This is a genomic window from Streptomyces sp. NPDC002144 (assembly GCF_053593695.1).
In genome coordinates, this window is the sequence record NZ_JBSFDB010000003.1 from 231,470 (window position 1) to 247,753 (window position 16,284).

19 protein-coding genes are annotated in these 16,284 nt (G+C 71.3%); 11 read left to right on the forward strand and 8 right to left on the reverse strand.

From position 1 onward, the window contains the following. Nucleotides 1–133 precede the first annotated feature (133 nt). On the forward strand, nucleotides 134–1,015 hold the full coding sequence (locus ACWCQ1_RS06010; RefSeq protein ID WP_451025939.1) for a glycerophosphodiester phosphodiesterase: 882 nt from the start codon (nucleotides 134–136) through the stop codon (nucleotides 1,013–1,015). 50 nt (nucleotides 1,016–1,065) lie between these two features. Further along, nucleotides 1,066–1,620, forward strand: a complete 555-nt coding sequence (locus tag ACWCQ1_RS06015) for a methylated-DNA--[protein]-cysteine S-methyltransferase (protein WP_451025940.1) — start codon at nucleotides 1,066–1,068, stop codon at nucleotides 1,618–1,620. Between the two features lie 44 nt (nucleotides 1,621–1,664). Here ACWCQ1_RS06015 and ACWCQ1_RS06020 read toward each other — a convergent pair whose 3' ends face one another. After that, nucleotides 1,665–2,093: a VOC family protein gene (locus ACWCQ1_RS06020; RefSeq protein ID WP_451025941.1), complete on the reverse strand. Its 429-nt coding sequence runs from the start codon at nucleotides 2,091–2,093 to the stop codon at nucleotides 1,665–1,667. 99 nt (nucleotides 2,094–2,192) lie between these two features. Between ACWCQ1_RS06020 and ACWCQ1_RS06025 the strand changes: the two genes are divergently transcribed. Both ACWCQ1_RS06025 and ACWCQ1_RS06030 read left to right on the forward strand, forming a co-directional pair. Beyond that, nucleotides 2,193–3,101, forward strand: a complete 909-nt coding sequence (locus ACWCQ1_RS06025; protein ID WP_451025942.1) for a pseudouridine-5'-phosphate glycosidase — start codon at nucleotides 2,193–2,195, stop codon at nucleotides 3,099–3,101. Beyond that, nucleotides 3,098–4,051 carry a carbohydrate kinase family protein gene (locus ACWCQ1_RS06030; protein ID WP_451025943.1) on the forward strand — a complete coding sequence of 318 codons (954 nt, stop codon included), beginning with the start codon at nucleotides 3,098–3,100 and terminating at the stop codon, nucleotides 4,049–4,051. The genes ACWCQ1_RS06025 and ACWCQ1_RS06030 overlap by 4 nt, the downstream gene beginning before the upstream one ends. A 104-nt stretch (nucleotides 4,052–4,155) precedes the next feature. On the opposite strand, the gene ACWCQ1_RS06035 is transcribed toward ACWCQ1_RS06030, so the two are convergent. Further along, nucleotides 4,156–4,950, reverse strand: a complete 795-nt coding sequence (locus tag ACWCQ1_RS06035) for a methyltransferase (RefSeq protein WP_358594928.1) — start codon at nucleotides 4,948–4,950, stop codon at nucleotides 4,156–4,158. A gap of 243 nt (nucleotides 4,951–5,193) precedes the next feature. Here ACWCQ1_RS06035 and ACWCQ1_RS06040 point away from each other — a divergent pair, with 243 nt between their 5' ends. Beyond that, nucleotides 5,194–6,321, forward strand: a complete 1,128-nt coding sequence (locus ACWCQ1_RS06040; protein WP_133042708.1) for a magnesium and cobalt transport protein CorA — start codon at nucleotides 5,194–5,196, stop codon at nucleotides 6,319–6,321. Nucleotides 6,322–6,339: 18 nt separating this feature from the next. Here the strand turns inward: ACWCQ1_RS06040 and ACWCQ1_RS06045 are convergent, their stop codons facing one another. From ACWCQ1_RS06045 to ACWCQ1_RS06055, 3 genes are all read right to left on the reverse strand, one after another. Then, nucleotides 6,340–6,768, reverse strand: coding sequence for a CBS domain-containing protein (locus ACWCQ1_RS06045; RefSeq protein ID WP_133042709.1), 429 nt, complete (start codon nucleotides 6,766–6,768; stop codon nucleotides 6,340–6,342). 157 nt (nucleotides 6,769–6,925) lie between these two features. Further along, entirely contained in the window at nucleotides 6,926–7,339 is a 414-nt protein-coding gene (locus ACWCQ1_RS06050; protein ID WP_451025944.1) for a PPOX class F420-dependent oxidoreductase, read from the reverse strand. A 67-nt stretch (nucleotides 7,340–7,406) separates the two neighbouring features. After that, nucleotides 7,407–8,048 carry a uridine kinase gene (locus ACWCQ1_RS06055; protein WP_451025945.1) on the reverse strand — a complete coding sequence of 214 codons (642 nt, stop codon included), beginning with the start codon at nucleotides 8,046–8,048 and terminating at the stop codon, nucleotides 7,407–7,409. Between the two features lie 198 nt (nucleotides 8,049–8,246). Between ACWCQ1_RS06055 and ACWCQ1_RS06060 the strand changes: the two genes are divergently transcribed. From ACWCQ1_RS06060 to ACWCQ1_RS06070, 3 genes are all read left to right on the forward strand, one after another. Beyond that, nucleotides 8,247–8,954, forward strand: a complete 708-nt coding sequence (locus ACWCQ1_RS06060) for a DUF2293 domain-containing protein (RefSeq protein ID WP_451025946.1) — start codon at nucleotides 8,247–8,249, stop codon at nucleotides 8,952–8,954. Nucleotides 8,955–9,231: 277 nt separating this feature from the next. After that, nucleotides 9,232–9,711: an anthrone oxygenase family protein gene (locus ACWCQ1_RS06065; RefSeq protein ID WP_451025947.1), complete on the forward strand. Its 480-nt coding sequence runs from the start codon at nucleotides 9,232–9,234 to the stop codon at nucleotides 9,709–9,711. A 129-nt stretch (nucleotides 9,712–9,840) separates the two neighbouring features. Next, complete coding sequence (locus ACWCQ1_RS06070) at nucleotides 9,841–11,328, forward strand: glutamate synthase subunit beta (RefSeq protein WP_133042714.1); 1,488 nt, start codon at nucleotides 9,841–9,843, stop codon at nucleotides 11,326–11,328. A gap of 24 nt (nucleotides 11,329–11,352) precedes the next feature. On the opposite strand, the gene ACWCQ1_RS06075 is transcribed toward ACWCQ1_RS06070, so the two are convergent. Beyond that, a complete protein-coding gene (locus ACWCQ1_RS06075; protein ID WP_451025948.1) occupies nucleotides 11,353–11,853 on the reverse strand; it encodes a carboxymuconolactone decarboxylase family protein in 501 nt (166 codons plus the stop codon). Nucleotides 11,854–11,900: 47 nt separating this feature from the next. Between ACWCQ1_RS06075 and ACWCQ1_RS06080 the strand changes: the two genes are divergently transcribed. Then, nucleotides 11,901–13,508 (forward strand): aminotransferase-like domain-containing protein, encoded by a 1,608-nt coding sequence (locus tag ACWCQ1_RS06080; RefSeq protein WP_358594947.1) that lies wholly within the window; start codon nucleotides 11,901–11,903, stop codon nucleotides 13,506–13,508. A gap of 182 nt (nucleotides 13,509–13,690) precedes the next feature. Here the strand turns inward: ACWCQ1_RS06080 and ACWCQ1_RS06085 are convergent, their stop codons facing one another. Together ACWCQ1_RS06085 and ACWCQ1_RS06090 are read right to left on the reverse strand one after the other, a co-directional pair. Beyond that, entirely contained in the window at nucleotides 13,691–13,945 is a 255-nt protein-coding gene (locus ACWCQ1_RS06085) for a DUF397 domain-containing protein (protein ID WP_133042717.1), read from the reverse strand. Beyond that, nucleotides 13,946–14,806 (reverse strand): helix-turn-helix domain-containing protein, encoded by an 861-nt coding sequence (locus ACWCQ1_RS06090; RefSeq protein ID WP_358594950.1) that lies wholly within the window; start codon nucleotides 14,804–14,806, stop codon nucleotides 13,946–13,948. A 227-nt stretch (nucleotides 14,807–15,033) separates the two neighbouring features. Here ACWCQ1_RS06090 and ACWCQ1_RS06095 point away from each other — a divergent pair, with 227 nt between their 5' ends. After that, nucleotides 15,034–15,699, forward strand: coding sequence for an ATP-binding protein (locus tag ACWCQ1_RS06095; RefSeq protein WP_358594953.1), 666 nt, complete (start codon nucleotides 15,034–15,036; stop codon nucleotides 15,697–15,699). Beyond that, nucleotides 15,690–16,130 (forward strand): hypothetical protein, encoded by a 441-nt coding sequence (locus ACWCQ1_RS06100; protein ID WP_165954795.1) that lies wholly within the window; start codon nucleotides 15,690–15,692, stop codon nucleotides 16,128–16,130. The genes ACWCQ1_RS06095 and ACWCQ1_RS06100 overlap by 10 nt, the downstream gene beginning before the upstream one ends. The last annotated feature ends 154 nt before the right edge of the window (nucleotides 16,131–16,284 follow it).

Consider the following 16,284-nt stretch of genomic DNA (forward strand, 5'->3'; position numbering starts at 1 on the left):
GCCCCAGTTGTGCGGCACCGGTGAGCGGACGTGGGCAACGCCATTCATTGTGTGGCCATTCTGTACCCCGACATCGTTGACGCTCTGCTGTCACAGTTGAGCAGTACGTGATGGACCGATGCTAGGAGTACGCATGTACGCGCGCGTAGTCGCCGTCGTCTGCACCGCGCTGCTGGGGGCCGCGGCCTTCCTGCTGCCGCACAACGACGCCCGGGCGGGCGATGCCGCCAAGGGCCCGGCTCCGCTGGTCATCGGCCACCGGGGCGCGGCCGCCTACGCGCCCGAGAACACCCTGGCCTCCATCGACAAGGCGGCCGCGATGGGCGTCTCCTGGGTCGAGAACGACGTCCAGCGCACCAAGGACGGCGAACTCGTCGTCATCCACGACGACAGCCTGCGGCGCACGACGAACGTCAAGCAACTCTTCCCCGGCCGGTCCCCCTGGAAGGTGAAGGACTTCACCTCCGCCGAGATCGCGCGCCTGGACGCGGGCAGCTGGTTCGGTCGCCAGTACGCGGGCGCGCGCGTGCCGACGCTGACGCAGTACATGCGGGAGGTGGAGCACAACCACCAGAAGCTGCTCCTGGAGATCAAGAACCCCCAGCTGTACCCCGGCATCGAGCGGGAGACCCTGAAGGTCCTCGGCAACGAGGGCTGGCTGGACCGGCGGCATCTCGCCGGCCGGCTGATCGTGCAGAGCTTCAGCGCGGACAGCCTGCGGATCGTCCACGACCTCGCGCCGGCCGTCAGGACCGCCCTGCTCGGCACCCCGCTGGTGGCGGACCTGCACCAGTACGCGGCCTTCACCGACGGGATCAACCCGTCCTACGGCACGATCTCGACGGGATACGTCACCTCGGTGCACGCGTTCAAGGGGCCGCACGGCAGGCCGCTGACGGTGTTCGCCTGGACCGTGGACGACACGGCCGTCGCCCAGCGCGTGGAGCGGTACGGCGTCGACGGCGTCATCACCAACAAGGCCGACGTGGTCCGGGCGGCGCTGCAGGCACCCTGAGCCGGTCCGCGGCGCCGGGCGTTGTCAGTGGCGGGTCGTACGGTGGGCGCATGGACAGCCATGGGGAGTACGAACAGCAGGTCGTGTGGGCGGTGGTGGGCACCGGCATCGGTCCGCTGCTGCTCGCCGCGACCCGCGAGGGCCTGGTCAACGTCGTGTTCCATGCCACGGACGCGGTGCGCGAGAAGGCGTTGGAGCGGCTCGCGGCGCGGCTGGGCCGCGAGCCGGTCGAGGCACCGGACTCACCTTTGCTGGCCGAGGCGATACGGCAGGTCCAGGCGTACTTCGCGGGCGAGCGACGCGACTTCAAGCTGCCGTTGGACTGGTCGCTGATCTCCGGGTTCAACCGTCAGGTGCTGCGCGAGCTGGCGTCCGGGGTGCCGTACGGGGCGGTGGTGGCCTACGGCGACCTGGCCGGGCGGGTGGGACAGCCCGGGGCGGCACAGGCGGTGGGCGTGGCGATGGGCTCCAACCCCCTGCCGGTCGTGGTGCCCTGCCATCGGGTGGTCGAGAACGACGGCGGCATCGGCGGGTTCGGGGGCGGTCTGGAGACGAAGCGGAAGCTGCTGGCCCTGGAGGGAGTGCTGCCCGAGCCGCTGTTCTGACGTCGTCCCAGGGGGCGGCGGCGCGCGTGGGCGGCCTGCGCCCGTCAGGCGTAGTGCCGGGCCTCCAGGACATTGCCGTCCGGGTCGCGGAAGTAGAAGCTGCGCCGGGCGTTGCCGCGGGCGCCGAAGGAGTCGTACGAGAACTCGGAGACGGGGACGGCGTGCTCCTCAAGACGGCTGTGGAGGGTGTCGAAGTCGTCGCCCGGCAGGGCTATGCAGACGTGGTTGACCGGGTGGCCCGCGCTGTCGGCGGCGCAGGGGAGCATCTTCATGCGCGGCGCGATGGAATGGGGCATGAGGTCGAGGATGGTCTCGTCGTTCAGCCTCACGGAGGGAAAGGAGACCTTCCCCTCGGCGAACTCGGTGACCCGGAGGGGCCGGAGTCCGACGGTCTTCTCGTAGAAGTCGGCCGAGGCGACCGGGTCGCGCACCCACAGGACGACATGGTCGAGACGTGTCGTGTTGTCGGTCATGCACCCCAGGCTGGTGTCGTCCACCACAGGCCGCAAGGGTTTGACCGGGCACACCTCCCGCCAGAGATGAGGGAGGACCGAACGACAGGAGGCAGGCGCGTGGTGCTCATGGTGTCGGAGGAAGTACGCGAGGCGATCGACGCGCGTCGACCCGTGGTGGCTCTCGAGTCCACGATCATCGCGCACGGGCTGCCGCGCCCGCGCAACCTGCAGGTCGCGCTGGAGCTGGAGGAGGTCGTACGACGGGAGGGCGCCGTTCCCGCGACGATCGCGGTGCTGGACGGGCGGCCTCATGTGGGGCTGGACAAGGAGCAGCTGGAGCGGGTCGCCAACGAGGACGGGATCCGCAAGCTGGGCCACCGGGACCTGCCGCTCGCGGTGGCTTCGGGTGCGAGCGGGGCGACCACGGTGTCGGCGACAGCACTGCTGGCGGCGCTGGCGGGCGTGCGGGTGTTCGCGACGGGCGGGCTCGGCGGGGTGCACCGGGAGTGGACCGTCACCCAGGACGAGTCGGCCGACCTGGGGTTGCTGGCCCGGACGCGGATCACGGTGGTGTGCGCGGGCGTGAAGTCGATCCTGGACGTGCCGGCGACGCTGCAACGGCTGGAGACGCTCGGGGTCGCCGTGGCCGGATACGGCACGGACCGCTTCCCCGGCTTCTATCTGTCGGACTCGGGACACCCGGTGGACTGGACGCTGGACAGCCCCACGCAGGTGGCCGACGTCATGCGGGCGCAGGACGCCCTCGACGGACCCGAGTCGGCGCTGATCGTCGCCAACCCCGTGCCCCCCGAGGAGCAGCTGGATCCCGAGTTGCACGCGCGTGTGCTCGCCGACGCGCTGCACGCGTGCGAGGCGGAGGGCGTCACCGGACAGGCCGTCACGCCGTTCCTGCTGGACTACCTGGTGCGGCACACAGACGGGGCCTCGCTGACCGCGAACCTCGCGGCGGTGCGCGGAAACGTACGGCTGGCGGCGCGGATCGCGGCGGCCTGGGCAGCGGCATGACGACGGAGCCGGGCGGCTCGGCCGGGCAAGCGGGCTCGCTCGGTCCGCGGACCGGTGCGCTGCTGGTCGTCGGGGACGTGATCACGGACGTGGTGGCCCGGCACCGGGGGCCGCTCGCTGCGGGAACCGACACGGCTTCCGTGATCCGCACGCTGCCGGGAGGCGCGGGTGCCAACGTGGCGTGCTGGGCGGCCCATCGGGGCAGTCCGGAGGTACGGCTGCTCGGCCGGGTGGGAGCGGACGCGGCGGACTGGCACGAGCGCGCGCTCGCCGCGTGCGGGGTACGGCCCCTGCTCGTCGTCGATCCCGAGGCGCCGACCGGGACGGTGATCTGCCTGGTCGACACGGGTGCTTCGGGCGAGCGGACGTTTCTGACAGACAGCGGGGCGTCTCTGCGGCTGGAGCCGGGTGACTGGTCGGACGGGATGCTCGACGGGGTGGCCCGGCTGCACCTCTCGGGCTATCTGCTGTTCTCCGAGCCGAGCCGCGCCCTGGTGAGGGTGGCGCTGGAGTCGGCACGCGCACGTGGGGTGCCGGTGAGTCTGGACCCCGCGTCGGCCGGTTTCCTGCGGGACCTGGGGGTCGACCGGTTCCTGGAGCTCGTCGACGGAGTGGACCTGCTGCTGCCCAGCCGGGACGAGGCGTGTCTGCTCACGGGGCTGCCCGATCCGGCGGACGCGGCGGCCAAGCTGAGCCGGCACATCCCGTTGGTGGTCGCCAAGCAGGGAGCGGACGGCGCGCTGGTCGCCCGCGCGGGAACGGTGACCGCGGACATCCCCGCGGTCCCGGCCGCCGCCACGGACACCACGGGGGCCGGCGACGCCTTCACCGGCGCGTTCCTGGCCGCGTTCATCTCGGGCGCCACCCCGGAAACGGCAGCGCAGGAGGGCTGCCGGGCGGGGGCACTGGCCGTCGAACGGGTGGGAGCGAGACCGCCGGGACGGGAGTGACGACGGGCGACGCGGACGGGACCGGCAACCCACCGTCCCTGACTCCCTCCGCCTCCCCAACCGGCTCCCCCTTCCTCCCCAACGCCTCTTCCACTCCCACCCGGCTACCCCTTCCTCCCCCACGCCGAGATCATCGGAGCGGTCGCCAGGTCCATGCTGCCGGTCTCGACGTTGGTCAGGTGGCGGTCGATCTCCTCGTCCGTGGCGAGGCCCGCTTCGACGAGCTGGGCGCGGATCTGGCGGACGGTGGCCGATTCGAGGGCCACGCAGGCCGGTGAGGTGAGCGGGAAGTACGCGTCGGCCTCGACACGGCACAGTCCGGCCTCGCGCAACAGGCGTGGCAGACGGCGGCCGTAGGAGAGATCGGCGCCGCGCTCGGCGAGGAGCTGGCGGAAACCGTGCCGCAGCCGGTTGGCGAGGCGCTGTTCCGCGCCGTGCTCGTCGGGGCAGAGCAGCGGCTGCAGCGCGGGGTCGGCGTCCTCGACGAGGATGCGGCCACCGGGACGCAGGGACTCGACCATCGACCGCAACGCCCGCTCGCGGTCGGGGACATGGACGAGGACGAGCCGGGCGTGCACCAGGTCGAAGCCCTCCCCCGGCGGTTCCTCGGTGCCCACGTCGTGCACCCGCACCTCCACCGGCGGCCGGCCGGCGGGGGCGAGCCGGGTCGTGTCGATGTCGGTCGCCATGACCTTGCCGGTCGGGCCGACCTTCTTGGCCAGCCAGGACACCACCGAGGTGCCGCCCGCGCCGACCTCCCAGCAGCGCCAGCCGGGCCCGATGCCGAATCCTTCGATGTGCCGGAACGTCGTGGGGTCGAAGAGGGTGGCGAAGGCGTCGAAGCGCTCGGCCGCCTCCGACCGCCGGTTGTCGAGGAGGTACCCGTCGGATCGCGTCATGCCCCGATCATCCCAGTTGCCGGGCTTGTACGGTGCGGCCGACGCGGCCCCCGGGACGAGATGACCCACCCAACTCGGGCAAACCGCTTTTCCACAGACGGGAACTAAGCGGAATCCCCTGTTCCCACAGGCTCAACCACCGCTTACCCGAACCTGGCAGACTGGCCGGCCAAGGCACGGGAAACCGGCTCGTCGCAGCCACCCGGCGCCGAGTCCGGGGGAGATCCACGCAAGGAGATCCAGATGTCCATGGCAGGGAATCTGCGGAAGGTCACGAGCCTCAGCCGGGTCGGTGGCCTGCGCAAGGTGGCACGGCTGGCCCGTCGGCGTCCCCGCGTCGACCTGAGCCACCCGGCCAGGTCCCCGCTGGGCTCCTCGGTGGTCAACTGCGTGACCTATCGCGACGGCGTGCGGGTGCCCGCGGGCGGAGACCTGGTCGACACGGTGCAGCGGGTGCGCAAGAGCGGACACGGCTTCGTGTGGCTGGGGCTGCACGAGCCGACGGACCAGGAGTTCGCGGGCATCGCGGAGCTCTTCGACCTGCATCCGCTGGCGGTGGAGGACGCGGTCGAGGCCCATCAGCGCCCGAAGCTGGAGCGGTACGGCGAGACGTTGTTCGCGGTGTTCAAGACGGTCTGCTACGTCGAGCACGAGAAACTGACCGCGACCAGCGAGGTGGTGAACACCGGCGAGATCATGGTGTTCGTCGGCGAGGACTTCGTGATCACGGTCCGCCATGGCATGCACGGCTCGCTGGGACCGCTGCGCGAGGAGCTGGAGTCGCACCCCCAGCAGCTCGCCAAGGGCCCGGCCGCGGTTCTGCACGCGATCGCCGACCACGTCGTCGACGACTATCTGAGCGTCACCGACTCGGTCCAGGAGGACATCGACCAGGTCGAGACGGACGTGTTCGCCGAGAACGGCGCACGGGCCGACCCGGGCCGGATCTACCAGATGAAGCGTGAACTGCTCGAACTGAAGCGGGCCGTGGTGCCGCTCGCCCGCCCGGTCGAGGATCTCGCGACCCGGCCGATCCGGGTGGTCGACCCGGAGATACAGGCCTACTTCAGGGACGTCCTGGACCACCTCATGCGCGCCAAGGAGCAGATCGCCGCCTTCGACGAACTGCTCAACTCGATCCTGCAGGCCCATCTCGCGCAGGTGACGGTCGCCCAGAACGAGGACATGCGGAAGATCACGGCCTGGGCCGCGGTGATCGCCGTGCCGACGATGGTCTGCGGGGTGTACGGCATGAACTTCGATCACATGCCGGAGCTGCACTGGAGGTTCGGCTACCCCCTGGTCATCGGCGTCATATCCGTGGCGTGCCTGGCGCTGTACCGCGGCTTCCGGCGCAACGGCTGGTTGTGACTTCCGGGGCGCGGCCGGTCAGTGGGTCATGGCCTTGGCGTAGACACTGTGGGCGAAGTCGGCGATCTGGTCCTCCGTCAGGTTCCGGGCCAGGTCGGCCTCGCTGATCATGCCGACCAGCCGCTTGTTCTCGATGACGGGGAGCCGGCGGATCTGGTGGTCCCGCATCTCCCTGAGCACGTCGTCGACGTCGGCGCTCGCGTCGATCCAGCGCGGGGTGCCCTGGGCCATCTCACCGGCGGTCACCCTGGCCGGGTCGTGGCCCATGGCCACACAGCCGACGACGATGTCGCGGTCGGTGAGGATGCCGCAGAGCCGCTCGTTCTCGTCGCTGATGGGCAGGGCTCCGACGTTCAGCTCGCGCATCAACTGGGCGGCTCGGTCCAGCGTCTCGTGGGCGGGGATCCACTGGGCGCCCCGGTGCATGATGTCTCCGGCGGTGGTCATGGAGTACCTCCCGGTGCCGGGCGGCCGGTGCGGCACGGGACGCACCGCTGAAACCGGCGCCCTACATTCTCGCCGCGCCGGATGCCGGCTGCACCCGGAACCCGGCGGTAGCAGGAGGGCAAAAGGACCGACCCGTGGCGCCGGGAACGGGTGACGGTCAGGCGGAGAAGCCGATGATCTTCCGTGGCACGACACGGACGATCACGCGGACCTCGTCGTCCTTCTCCGCGGGCGGGTCGATGCCGAGGTACTTGTGGGAGAGCTCGTACGGGAGCCGTTTGCCCTCGTCGGGGAGGATCTCGGCGGTGCCGCGGATCTCGACCGAGGTGTAGGGGTCGGCGAGGTCGAAGACCGAGAGGCTGACGCGGGGGTCGCGGCGGAGGTTGCGCACCTTCTGCCGGTGTTCGGCGGAGGAGAAGAGCACGGTGTCGCCCTCGCGTTTGATCCAGACCACCGAGTTCTGCGGCGAGCCGTCGGGGGCGAGGGTGGCGACGCCGGCGAAGTTCCTGCCGTCGAGGAGGGCGCGGACAGGGGCGGTGAAGCGGACGGGGTCGATCGAGGGGGTCGTCATGGGGAGAGACTAATTACATGCACGCGCATTGAAAAGTGGATTACGGATCGGGTCTGCCCTCCGTCGGTCAGCCGCTCCATGCCGGATGCCGTGGATCGTCGGCCCGTATCAGGACGTCGGCGGTGCCGGCCGGGTCGGTCTCTGACTCGTAGCGCTCGTAGGCGGGGAGGGTCCAGTGGTCGGCGCCGGGCGTGCGGCGGCGCAGGGCACCGGGCGACAGGAGGACGTGGACGGTCAGGTCGAAGGGGAACCAGTGCCGTAGCAGGAGGGGGCCGTGCAGCAACAGGAAGCCGCCGGGCGGGAGCTGGACGTAGGAGCTGCGGGTGGCGCGGTCGGTGGCCGGGTCCCACAGATCGGGCAGGACGCGTCCGTCGCCGCCGGGTTCGAGAGGCCCGAAGACCTCGCGCCACAGAGCGGCCGTGTCGAACCAGCCGTCGTAGTAGGCCTCCACGTCCTGACGGCCGTACTCCAGCCGGAGCGAGGCGGGGCGCAGGAAGCCCTGGGTGCCGACGGTGAGCGACGGGCGGCCACGTACGCGCAGCGCCTCGGACACGCGCTCGGCGAGGTCTCCGGGGCGGGCCGCGGGGGCGCCGTCGAAGGCGATGCGGGGCCAGGAGCCGCCGTCGGCGGGCTCGAGGTCGAGCAGCCGCTCGGCCAGGAGGTCGCCGAGCCGGTCCCAGGTGATCGCTTCGAGTCGCACAGGGCCCATGATGCGTCAGGTAGCGACCGGAGCGCGTCGCGCCGGTGTGGGGCCACGGTTCAGCACGTGTCGTCCGCTTCGTGGGTGCGGGGTGCGAAACGCCGAGGCGGCACCCGTACCTCTGTACACCGGTACGCCCGTGTGCCGGTGACGGAGGTGTGACCGATCGGGGTAGGCCCGGGTCGTGTGACGGGGAAGGGAACAGGTATGGCGCACCTGACAACTCCTACGGGCCGCACCGGCCTTCTCGTCATTCAGCCGCTGAGGCGGCGGCAGTGCGGGGAGTGCCATGCGGGGCCGTTGTCGATGTTGGTGCTCGAGGAGGGGGCGCCGCGGTGTCTGGACTGCGCCGATCTCGGGCATCTGGTGTTCCTGCCGCGCGGTGACACGGCACTGACGCGGCGGTCGCGGGAGGAGAGCGCACTGTCGGCGGTGGTCGTGCGCTTCAACCGGCGCAAGGCGCGGTACGAGCGCCAGGGCGTCCTGGTCGAGGAGGCGGGGCTCGTCCGGGCGGAGGAGCGGTGTCTGGCGGACGCGGAGGCGCGGCGGCGGCGCCGGGCACGGGACGCGAGACGGCGGGCCGCGGAGGATGTGCGGTTCGCGGAGGCCTTCGCGGCGGAGATACGGCGGCTGTTTCCGGGATGCCCCGAGGAGCGGGCGCGGGAGATCGCGGCGCACGCGTCCGTGCGGGGCAGCGGCCGGGTGGGGCGGAGTGCTGCGGGGCGGGCGTTGTCGGAGGGGGCGGTGGTGTCGGCGGTCGTGGCGTCGGTGCGGCATGTGGAGACGCCGTACGACCAGTTGCTGATGAGCGGCGTGCCGCGGCACGAGGCTCGGCGGCGGATCCGGGCCGGGGTGGAGACGGTGCTGCGGGGATGGCGGGAGGAGGGGACGGATGCGGGAGTGGGCATGGGGTGACCTGTCGGGTGAGGTGTGGGACGTGGTCGCCGGACAACGACGGTGGGCGGTGCGCGAGTTGCCCGCCGTGGCGGCGGAACACAGCGGAATCCGGCGGCGCGGACGGGCCGCGAAGGGCCCCGGATGTTCATGTGCTCGCGTCCTCTTCGGCTCTGGACGTTCGCGTATGTGTCCGCGTCTCTCGGTCATGGTCACGGGGGACGCGTGGGCATTCACTGGAGGGGCAGGAGGAGGTGCCGGGGCTGCGCTCGGCTCGATGCGGGGAGATGACGCTGACGTGATCGACGGACCGTACCTCTGGCTGACGGTGCTGGGTGTGCTCGGGACCGGGCTGGTGGCGGGGGTGTTCTGCGGGTTCTCGACGTTCGTGATGCGCGGGCTGGCCTCGTTGCCGCCGGCGCAGGGCGTGGCGGCGATGAACGCGATCAATGTGACGGCGGTGATGCCGGCGTTCATGGTCGTGTTCGTGGGGTCGGCCGTGCTGTGCGCGGTGCTGGGCGTGGTGACCTTCGTGCTGTGGCCGGACGACGGGAAGGTGGAGCTGCTGGTGGGCAGCGCGCTGTATCTGTTCGGGTCGTTCGGGGTGACCATGGTCGCGAACGTGCCGCGCAACGAGGCGCTGCTCAGGCTCGACCCGGGCACGCCGGAGGCGGCGGCGTACTGGCCGTCGTACGTGCGCGAGTGGACCATGTGGAACCACGTCCGGACGGTGGCCTCCGCGGGCGCCGCGATGGCGTACGTACTGGCGCTGACCTGAACCGGGGAGCGCGGGCGGAAAGCACTTTCCGTCCCCTCTGCGACCGGGGCCGACACGTCGTATCGTGGCCGGAAGAGTGCCGCCCGAAGACGCACGGCCTGTCGCACGCGCACCTCAAGGAAGACGGCCATGGCCGATCCCAAGGGATTCATGACCACGCCTCGCCGGGACTGGCCCCGCCGACCGGTCGCGGAGCGGGTCCGGGACTGGAACGAGGTCTATGTCCCCGGGGCTCTGCTGCCCATCATCGACAAGCAGGCGGACCGCTGCATGGACTGCGGGGTACCGTTCTGCCACGAGGCCTGTCCGCTCGGCAACCTGATCCCGGAGTGGAACGACCTGGTCAGCCGGGACGACTGGCGGGCGGCGGCGGACCGGTTGCACGCCACCAACAACTTCCCGGAGTTCACGGGGCGGTTGTGCCCGGCGCCGTGCGAGGCGGGGTGTGTGCTCGCCATCAACCAGCCCGCGGTGACCATCAAGAACGTCGAGGTGGCCATCGCCGACCGGGCCTGGGAGCTGGGCTTCGCGCCGCCGAGTCCGCCGGACCGGCTCTCCGGGCGGACCGTCGCGGTGATCGGTTCGGGGCCGACGGGGCTGGCCGCGGCGCAGCAGCTGACGCGGGCGGGTCACACCGTCGCCGTGTACGAGAAGGACGACCGGCTCGGCGGGCTGATGCGGTACGGCATCCCCGAGTTCAAGATGGAGAAGCACCATCTGGAGCGCCGAATCGAGCAGATGCGGGCCGAGGGGACGAAGTTCCGTACGTCGACGGCGGTCGGGCGGGATGTCGGGGCGGCGGAGCTGCGGACGCGGTACGACGCGGTGGTGATCGCGACCGGGGCGACGGCGTGGCGGGAACTGCCCATACCCGGACGGGAGTTGGACGGCATCCATCAGGCGATGGAGTATCTGCCGCTGGCCAACCGGGTGTGCGAGGGAGACCTGGAGTGCTCCCCCTTGTCGGCCGCCGGGAAGCATGTCGTCATCGTCGGCGGCGGTGACACGGGAGCGGACTGTCTGGGCACGGCGGTGCGCCAGGAGGCCGCGTCCGTGACCCAGTTGGACATCTACGCGCAGCCGGGCGCCGAGCGGGACGACGACACCGAACCGTGGCCGACGTACCCGAAGATCTACCGGCTGTCGGCCGCGCACGAGGAGGCGCGGGATCTGGAGACGGCGCCGGAGGCGGACGCGGACGTGCGGTTGTTCGCGGCGTCCACGCTCCGCTTCACGGGGGACGACAGCGGGCATGTGCGGTCGTTGCACCTGGTCGAGGTGGACGCGGGACGGCGCCCGTTGCCGGGGACCGGGCGGAAGCTGCCGGCCGACCTCGTGCTGCTCGCGCTCGGTTTCTCCGGGCCGGACCGGAACGACGGGCTGATCGACCAGTTGGGGCTGGCGATGGAGGCGCGCGGGACGATCGCCCGGGGCGCGGACTTCGGGACGAGCGTGCCGGGCGTGTTCGCCGCGGGGGACGCCGCCCGGGGGCAGTCGCTGATCGTGTGGGCGATCGCCGAGGGGCGGGCCGTGGCGGCGGCGGTCGACCGCTATCTGACGGGGAGTTCGCGACTGCCGGCGCCGATCGGGCCGTACGACCGCCCGATGACCGTGTAGCGGGCCGGACGGCATCTGTGCGGCTCAGCGGCGGCGTTCGTCCGTCCCCGCCACCTTGCCCGTGGACAGGGCCACCCGGTTCCACGTGTTGATCGTGAGGATCAGGGCCAGCACATGGGCCAGTTCGGTCTCGTCGAACTGCGCGGCCGCCTGCGCGTAGACGTCGACGGGGACACCGGCGTCGGCGACCAGGGTCACCGCCTCCGTCAGCGCGAGGGCGGCCTGCTCCCGTTCCGTGAAGAAGTGGCGGGCCTCGCGCCAGACGGGGACCATGTGCAGCCGGTCCTCGCTCTCGCCGGCCTTGCGGGCGTCGTTGGTGTGCATGTGGAGGCAGTACGCGCAGTGGTTGAGGTGCGAGGCGCGGATCTGGATGAGTTCGACCAGGGCCGGATCGAGGCCCTCGCGGGCCGCGGCGTCGAAGCCGATGAGCGCGCGGAACACTTTCGGGGCGGTCTTCGCGAAGTCGAGGCGGGGCTGCTCGGACAGGGCCGGCGTGGTGAGGGAAACCGTCGTGTTCGTCGTCATGTCCTTCACCCTACGGAGTGGAAAGACCCCCTGTAGGGTGCATTTCCGTGGCGAATTCATGGGTCAATTCGGCTGAGCGGATCGGGGCCGACCTCCATCTGGAGCTGCCCGCGACGGGCGGGCGGCGGGCCGCGCTCATCACCGCGCTGCGCGAGGCGGTGCGCGGTGGGCGGCTCGCTCCCGGCACCCGGCTGCCGCCGTACCGCTCGCTCGCCGCGGACCTCGGTGTCGCCCGCAACACCGTCGCCGACGCGTACGCCGAACTCGTCGCGGAGGGCTGGCTCACCGCGCGGCAGGGCTCGGGGACCCGGGTCGCGGAGCGAGCGGAACCGCTGCGACACGCCGGGAAAAGGCCCGTTGACGCACCTCCACGCGCGCGTACGTCACCATCCCCACACTCGGGCGCGTCAACACCGCCACCACACTCGCGCGCGTCAACACAGCCACCAAACTCGCGCGCGTCAACGCAGCCATCACGCGCGCGTGTATCAACGCAGCCACCAAACGCACGCCCATCGACACAGCCATCACCCGCGCGTGCCACGAACGGACCACCCCCGCCCACATCCCGCCACGATCTCCGCCAGGGCACCCCCGACGCCTCGTCGTTCCCCCGCTCGGCCTGGCTGGCGTGCAGTCGGCGGGCCCTCCAGCAGGCGCCCAACGAGGCGTTCGGGCCGGGAGATCCCGCCGGGCGGATCGAGTTGCGGGAGGCGCTCGCCGAGTATCTGGCCCGCGCGCGTGGGGTGCGGACCGAACCGGGGCGGATCGTGATCTGCTCCGGGTTCGCGCACGCCCTGCGGCTGCTCTTCGGCGGCCGTGTGCTGCGCGGACCGCTCGCCGTGGAGGCGTACGGGCTGCCCTTCCACCGGGAACTGCTCACGGCGGCCGGCGTTCGGACCGTACCGCTGCCCCTGGACGAGGACGGGGCGCGCGTGGACCGGTTGGGGCGTGAGCGGGCCGTGCTGCTCACGCCGGCGCACCAGTTCCCGACCGGTGGGCCGCTGCGTCCGGAGCGGCGCGCGGCCGTGGTCGACTGGGCACGCGCGCGTGGGAGTGTGGTGCTGGAGGACGACTACGACGGGGAGTTCCGATACGACCGCAAGCCCGTGGGCGCCCTGCAGGGCCTGGACCCGGAGCGGGTGATCCTGCTCGGCTCGGTCAGCAAGAGCCTGTCACCTGCCGTGCGGCTCGGCTGGATGGTGCTCCCGGAGCGGTACGTCGACGGCGTGCTCGCGGCCAAGGGCGAGCGCGAGGCCTGGGCGAGCGTCCTGGACCAGTTGTGCCTGGCCGAGTTCATCTCCAGCGGGGCGTACGACCGTCACGTACGGCGGATGCGGCAGCGCTACCGCGGCCGCCGGGACCGTCTGGTGGCGGCGCTCGCCGAGCACGCGCCGCGGGTCGGTGTCACCGGTGTCGCGGCGGGTCTGCACGCGGTGCTGCGGCTGCCGCCCTGCACCGAGCGCTCGGCCGTCGAGGCCGCCGCCCGGCAGGGCGTCGCCCTCGACGGACTGGCCGCGTTCCGGCACCCGGAGACGGACATGGACGCCGGGGACGGACTGGTCGTGGGCTATGCGACGCCCCCGGAACACGCGTACACGGCGGCCCTGGAAGCACTGTGCCGGGCGCTGCCACCGCACGCGCCCGGCACCTGACCCTCGAAAAGCCAGGGCCTGCGACCCGTCCGGGTCGTATCAGCTAGAGATTTAACTGGGGATGCGACCCCTCCGGGTCGGATACGGCCTGCCTGTGTCGATCTCAACCATGATTAACGCACCCATCAATTCAGCACCAGCAATTCAGCACCAACAACGCAGCACCACGTCGGTTCAGTGGCTCACGACAGCAGGAAGTCGGCATCCCCCGCCTTGGCACCCTCGATGAACGCCGTCATCTCGTCGGTGGTGTAGATCAGCGCCGGGCCGTCCGGGTCGGTGGACTGGCGGACGGCGATCCGGCCGTCGGCGAGCTTCATCGCCTCCAGGCAGTTGCCGCCGTTGCCGCCGCTCCAGGGCTTGTGCCAGCCCTCGCTGCCCAACTCCCGTGCGGGCATGCCGTTGTAGACGTGTTTGCGCGGCTTGATGCGATCCATTCACAGCTCCTTGCGGAGATCCAGGAGGATCTCCTTCGTGCGATGTGCCGTAGCGGCCTGCGCCGCCATGCGGTCCATGACCTCGAGATGGGTGGCCACCTCGGCGCGCGCGTCCAGGTAGACGGCGCCGGTCAGGTACTCGCTGTAGACCATGTCCGGCAGTTCTGACATGGCAAATCGGAACAGCACGAAGGGCCCGAACGTTCCGGGGTGCGGGCCGTTGAGGAACGGCGCGACCTGCAGCGTCACATTGGGCAGCTTCGTGGCCTCGAGCAGTCGGTCGATCTGCGCACGCATCACCTCCGGGCCGCCGACGGGGCGGCGCAGCGCGGTCTCGTCGAACACCGCCCAGAATCGGGGCGCGCCCTGACGGGTGAGCAGTTCCTGGCGTTGTATGCGCAGCGCGACATGGCGCTCGATGTCCTCGGGCCTGGTCTGGCCGATGGCGCCCGACTTGAGAACCCCGCGCGCGTAGTCCTCGGTCTGCAGCAGGCCGGGGAGGAAGTGCGGGTCGTAGGAGCGGATGAGGCCGGCCGCGCCCTCCAGGCTGACGTACATCGAGAACCAGCCCGGCAGGATGTCGTGGAACCGCTGCCACCAGCCCGGCCGGTTGGCCTCCTCGGCCAGTTGTACGAAGGTCTCCGCCTCCTCGTCGGAGACGCCGTAGGACTTCAGCAGCAGTTGGAGGTAGGGGATTTTGAGGGCGACCTCGGCCATCTCCATACGGCGGACCGTGGCGGGGGCGACGCGCAGCACCTTGGCGGCTTCCTCGCGCTTGAGCCCCGCGCGTTCCCGCAGGTCCAACAGGCGTCGGCCGAGGACGACCTGACCGACCGTCGGCGCGGACCGTGGTTCGCTCACGCTCCACCTCCACTGGTCGCCGGGATCCGAAAAGCATGCTGACAGCCATGCGGCGCCATTCGAAGACCTATTCGAAGATCTGTACGGTTCGGTACCGATCTTCGTTGATCTCAACTGGCGCCGCTCGACGTGCTGTTGCGAGCAGTGTGCCACGCCCTTCCACAACGTCACACCGCACTCTGCAAATTTCAGAGTGACACTTGCCAAGTGTTCACGGCGGGGCGATAGTGGCAAGCGTGATTCCGTCCGCGCCCTTAGGAACAGACGCCGCCGAAGGCCGCCCCCACAGCCTCGGTGCCGCCGCAGGGGCAGGCCCCTCCGGGGTCGTTGCCGAGCGCCGGTTCCGGTTCGAGCTGGCCGCGCATCCGGGCTCTCCCGCGCAGGCCAGACACCTGACCAAGGCCCGGCTGAACGGCTGGTCGGTGTGCGAGGACATCTGTGACACGGCCGCCCTGGTGGTCACCGAGCTGGTCACCAACGCACTGGTCCACACCGCGAGCCGCCACATCGTGTGCGAGCTCCACGACGGGACGGACCTGGTGCGGATAGCCGTGCGTGACGAGGGCTGTGCGCCGGGTGCGCCCCACCCGTCGCGGGCTCGGCCCGAGGAGGAGCACGGGAGGGGATTGCTTCTCATCGACGCCCTCTGTCACGCATGGGGAGCACACGAACACGGACCCGGCCTGCTGGTCTGGGCGGAGCTGCCTCGCCAGGCGGACGAGCCGCGGCACGACTGCGGGCCGTGCACACGTCAGAGCCGCGAGGCGCACGAGCCCTGCAACGACCTGGGCTGGGGAGCCCGCCCCAAGCCGGGACCGGCCGACGGCTCGGGGGACGAGGACGAGCCGGACGCGCGCCACGGTACGCAGGGGACGGGGATCACATGGGGCTGAGGGCCGCGTCCGGCCGCCGGGTGCTGAGCCTGGACACGCTGGTCCGCCTCGAACGCGGGCGGCACGCCTCGGGCACGCCCCGGCGACTGCCCGTACCGGACGGGATGACGGCTCCCCTGGGATGCGACGCGGTGGCGGTGCCGGCCTGTTTCGGCCCGCTGGTGCTGCCCCGGCTGCCACGCGTGGGGTGCGTCTACGCCGATGAGGCGCACTGGTGGTGGCTCGTCCCGTCCGACTCCGACTACGCCCTGGAGTGGCCCGCCCCCGCCCAGTACGCCGCCGGGGCGGTTGTTCCGGACGCCCCGGCGGTCCCCGGCCTGATTCACAAGCCGGACGGCACACTCCCCTACACCCCGCCCATCCCGCTGTATCTGGCCGTGTGCCGGGTGACGGGGACGACGCCCACCTGGTCACGTCCGGTGACCGCGTAGCCGCGACGGCACCGTGGTTGCGTAAACATCGGGCCGTTCGGGTGGCGTACGCCCGCGCGCTCCCCCTTCTTCCTCCTGCGCCCTGCCCGCCGGGCCGTGAGCCCGCGATAGTGGCCGTTCGGCGGCGTGCCAGGCGGATCGGGGGAGGCCGGCG